1 protein-coding gene is annotated in these 1,115 nt (G+C 63.9%); it reads left to right on the plus strand.

Annotated elements, in window-relative coordinates:
- On the plus strand, window positions 1-1,115 hold a 1,115-nt coding region (gene oxlT, locus QCE48_RS31615), incomplete at both ends, for an oxalate/formate MFS antiporter (protein ID WP_309794477.1).

A 1,115-nucleotide genomic window follows, 5' to 3' on the forward strand; every position in this document is an offset into this window, starting at 1 on the left:
ATCGGCATCATCTGCATGGGCCTGGTCGCGAATCTGCAATACGCGTGGACGCTCTTCGTCGTGCCGATGGATGCCAAGCACCATTGGGGACAAGCGGCGATCCAGACCGCCTTCACCATCTTCATCGTTACCGAAACGTGGCTCGTGCCGATCGAAGGCTGGCTCGTCGACAAGTTCGGGCCGCGTCCCGTCGTGATCGGCGGATCGATCTGCGCGGCGCTCGGCTGGGTCATCGACGCTCACGCGACCACGCTCGTGCATCTCTACATCGGCGCGGTCGTTGCTGGCGTCGGCGCGGGATGCGTGTACGGCACGTGCGTCGGCAATGCGCTCAAGTGGTTTCCGGACAAGCGCGGCCTCGCGGCTGGCCTGACGGCGGCCGGCTTCGGCGCGGGTGCAGCGGTCACGGTGATTCCTATCGCCAACATGATCCAGAGCTCGGGCTACGAGCACACCTTCATGTTCTTCGGCATCTTCCAGGGCGTCTGCATTCTCGCGCTCGCGCTCTTTCTCGTGCGACCGGTGCCGCCCGCGAACGTGGTGATTCCGAAGCGGCTCGTTTCGTCGAAGATCGACTACACGACCGGTCAGATGGTGCGCTCGCCGCTCTTCTGGGTGATCTATCTGATGTTCGTGTTCGTTGCGGCGGGCGGCATCATCGCGACAGCGCAGCTCGGTCCGATCGCGAAGGAGTTCGGCTTCGCGAAGCTGCCGGTGACGTTGCTCGGCGTCACGCTGCCGCTACTCACGATGACGCTCTCCATCGACAACCTGTGCAACGGCTTCACGCGGCCGCTGTGCGGCTTTCTCTCGGACCGTTTCGGCCGCGAGAACACGATGTTCGTGATCTTCCTCGGTGAAGGCGCGGCGTTGCTCGGCCTGATGTACTTCGGCCACAACCCGTATCTGTTCATGTTCTTCGCCGCGATGATCTTCCTGTGCTGGGGCGAGATCTTCTCGATCTTCCCGGCAACCTGCGCCGACACCTTCGGCAGCAAGTACGCCGCGGCCAACGCCGGCACGCTGTACACGGCGAAGGGCACGGCGTCGATGCTGGTTCCGGTGGCGTCGCTGCTGTCGGCGGTCGGTGGCTGGAACGCGGTGTTCATCTGCGC

The sequence above is a fragment of the Caballeronia sp. LZ024 genome (assembly GCF_031451455.1).
Lineage (GTDB): Bacteria > Pseudomonadota > Gammaproteobacteria > Burkholderiales > Burkholderiaceae > Caballeronia > Caballeronia telluris.